A 3,463-nucleotide genomic window follows, 5' to 3' on the forward strand; every position below is an offset into this window, starting at 1 on the left:
GAAGTGTTCACCGGTGTGGACATGATTACCGGACAGCAGCTGTCGGTGACGGATCGCGTCGCGACCGGAGTGGGAACGGCGGCGAGCTGGATTCCGTTTGGTAAGCATGTCGGGAAGTACGTGGCGAAGGAAGGGATTGAAGGCGGGGCTTGGTTGATTGGAAAGCTGGGAAAAGAGAGCAAAGCTTCCCGATTGCTGGACGGCTGTAACTGCTTTACCGCCGGAACACAGGTGAAAACTGACCAAGGCGACAAGAACATCGAAGATATCCAAGTCGGCGATCAGGTTCTGTCTAAAGATGACGTCACGGGAGAAGAAGGCTACAAGACCGTAACAGCGACCTTCAACCATATCGCCGAGGAAATCTATACGATTCATGTAGGCGGTCAGAAGATCGAATCTACGTATAACCATCCATTCTGGGTCGAAGGGAAAGGATGGACGTACGTCAAAGATCTGAAGGTCGGAGACGAGCTGACCCAAGCGGATGGAACGAAGCTTGAGATCGAGCAGATCGAGTTGGACAAGCGTAGCGCGCGTGTGTACAACATGACGGTGGACGAGTTCCATACGTACTTCGTAAGTGACCTAGCGATCTGGGTGCACAATACGAATAATGAGAATTGTGATATTGGTAGTTTGATTCAGGAACCGAATAAAGACATTGTTGAAAGTTTATACAAGAGAAGCAATTTTAGGAAAGGATCACGTACTAAGGCAGAAAGTGAAGCTCCTAAAAATGAAGTAGGAAAAATGATTTGTCCCACTTGTGGGAAAGGTATACCTGATAGTATTACTGTTAATACTAAAAACGGTCCAGTGAAAAGAATTGGATATGACCTAGATCATTATCCAGATATTTGGGCAGAGAGGATTTCAATCATGAAATCTGGTGAATTACCGCCTACAAGAAAAGAAGTTTTGGATGAATATAATGCAAGGTTAAGAGTTCAATGCCATGAATGTAATATAAGTCATAAATATGAAGGGGTAGAAGGTACTTACAAAGGGGTGAATAATGATGATTAATTATGGTGAACTCTACTATGATCAATACAGCAAGTTTTTAGGTCAGCCATTTGATAGAGAAATTTTTGAGAATAATAAATGTATGCCTAACATCCAAGTTCTGAAATACAAAAATGTATTTGAAGAGTGTTATGTTTATAACACTCTTGGACTCAGTAAATACGATGATGTAATAGGAAGCAATCTAGAGGTCTCTATGGTAGTTGACGAAGGATTTGATAGCGCAGCGTACATTTTGGCAAACACACTGTATTACTGTCTAGCTAACCAGATGCAAATGGGACGAGGAGTTGCAATCAGTGGCATTAAAAATGTTGATCATGAATTTGCCCAACTCTACAACAAAGATGCTATTTACTTCACAGATCCATTTGCGTTTCCGGAAGAATATAGCACAGTTTTAACTGATAATCATGAAAAAAATGGAAGAATCCTTCTGGCTATTTTTATCACAACATCGGAGTATGAATATTTTTCTAAGCACGGAGCTGATCTGTTTGAAGAAATACTTGAATCAAAAGATGTAGATCCATTCCATATTCGCAGAGATTCTGTACTCTGATTTTTTTTAGGACATGTAGGTTTTAATACTCTCTGTTAATGACGAATTGTCAATCCAAGTGCAACAGTTCCTCTTGAAACGATGCATTTGTGGACTTCCAGCCTAAGCATTTGCATGGCCAATTGTTGATGGGATGGAGGGCATACTGAAGCTTAACGTCAGACACTTGGGTAAAATCAGGGCCTTTCGGGAAGAATTCTCGAAAGGCCCTTTGTGTTTTCGTCAGAGCTTTGTTACCAACAAGAATACGATCGGTCAAGTAAACGTCCACGTCATGAACCTGCTTCAGCAGAGCATGATAGGCAAGCTCTTTACATCCGATTTATCTTTTACAACCTGTTTTTCTGCTGGGAAGAGACGACCAAGCCAACGGCTCCGCCGACTTTGGGAACGCCGATTGCTTCCCTGAATCCGTCCGCTTGCGACGAGCAGACCTTCTATGCCGATGCGATCGATACTTCGACGGGTGCGCAGATCATCACGAACACGATGCTTGCCGCATACGGCAGCGTCGAGATTCCTTTCCAGGCTCAGTATTATTCCTTGCTGCAAGGCGACGGAGATCTGGGCAAAGGATGGAGCCATAACTACGAGATTCGTCTGCAGGAACTTGCAGAAGAGGATGCCGTTCGCGTTCATTGGAGCGCATTCCGCTACAATACGTTTATCCACAATGCGGACGGCACGTACAGTTCCTTCGACAAAGCGGCCCGCGACGATCTGCTGCAACAGAACGCCGACGGCAGCTACACGCTGAACCGTTACGAAGGCACGACGTACCGCTTCACGGCGGAAGGCGCCTTGCAATCGATGAACACCGCAGGCGGCATCGAGTTGACCCTGCAATACGGCACGGACGGCAAGTTGTCTTCCGTAACCGAACCGGCAACCGGTGCGAAACTGCTGTTCACGTATAACGATGAGGGCCTTGTATCTTCCGTTAGCGATCAGGCGGATCGTACGGCAAGCTTCCCGTATGATGCTGCCGGACGCTTGATCACGCTTACCGACCCCGCGGGGCAAAAAACGGAATACACGTATAACGAGGACGACCGGATCGTTACGGGTGCGTTGGCCGGCAAAGAACGCTTCGCCAATACCTACGACGCCAACGGCCGAGTGCTGAAGCAAACCGACGGTTTGGAAGGCAACTCCACTTCCTTTGCTTACAGCGAAGCCGAAGGTCTGTTCACGACGACAATTACCGACCGCAACGGTCATGTACAGAAACGCATCCATGACGCCAATCACCAATTGGTCGAAGTCCAGGATGCGCTGGCCGGCAAGACGACGTACACGTATGACGAAAAAGGAAACCGGACCAGCATTACCAACGCGCTGGGCCAGAAAACCACATTCGAGTACGATGACAAAGGCAATGTGACAAAGGCGACCGATCCGTCGGGAGAATCCATCTCGATGACTTACAACGCTCGCGGCGATCTGATGAGCGCAACCGGACCGGACGGCAGCAGCGTCACCAGCACGTATGACGATAGCGGTCGCCTGCTGAGTACGACCGATACGGAAGGGAATACTGTCACCTACACGTACAACAATAAAGGACAGCTCCTTTCGGCGACCGATCCTAAAGGCGGGAAGACCCAATATGGCTACGAGGGTAACCGTCTGACTCGTGTGACTCAATCAACCGGCGAAGTCGATATCATCGGTTACGACGCCGCGGGCCGGATGACCAGCCAGACCAATGGCGACGGCAACACGTCCAAAATCGTGTACAACGATGGCGATCAGTTGACGGCCGTCATCAATGCGCTGGGTCATCAGAGCAGCTATGCGTACGACGACCAGAACAATCTGACGAGCGTAACCGATGCAATGGGCAGCGTCACTCGTTACACGTATGACAAC

At 48.1% G+C, this 3,463-nt stretch carries 3 protein-coding genes; all 3 read left to right on the forward strand.

Annotated features, from left to right (window positions below; all coding sequences use genetic code 11):
• On the forward strand, nt 1-1,029 hold a 1,029-nt coding region (locus tag F456_RS24160), incomplete at its 5' end, for a polymorphic toxin-type HINT domain-containing protein (protein WP_018979049.1).
• Nucleotides 1,019-1,591: a suppressor of fused domain protein gene (locus F456_RS0121340; RefSeq protein WP_229675665.1), complete on the forward strand. Its 573-nt coding sequence runs from the start codon at nt 1,019-1,021 to the stop codon at nt 1,589-1,591. The genes F456_RS24160 and F456_RS0121340, both read left to right, overlap by 11 nt.
• A gap of 384 nt (nt 1,592-1,975) precedes the next feature.
• Nucleotides 1,976-3,463: DUF6531 domain-containing protein (locus F456_RS0121345; RefSeq protein ID WP_018979051.1), on the forward strand; the 1,488-nt coding region annotated here is incomplete at its 3' end.

The sequence above is a fragment of the Saccharibacillus kuerlensis DSM 22868 genome (assembly GCF_000378145.1).
GTDB lineage: Bacteria > Bacillota > Bacilli > Paenibacillales > Paenibacillaceae > Saccharibacillus > Saccharibacillus kuerlensis.

Coding starts and splice junctions, on each gene's coding strand:
- F456_RS0121340 (WP_229675665.1), top strand. CDS start 1,019: ATGATGATTAATTATGGTGAACTCTACTATGATCAATACAGCAAGTTT.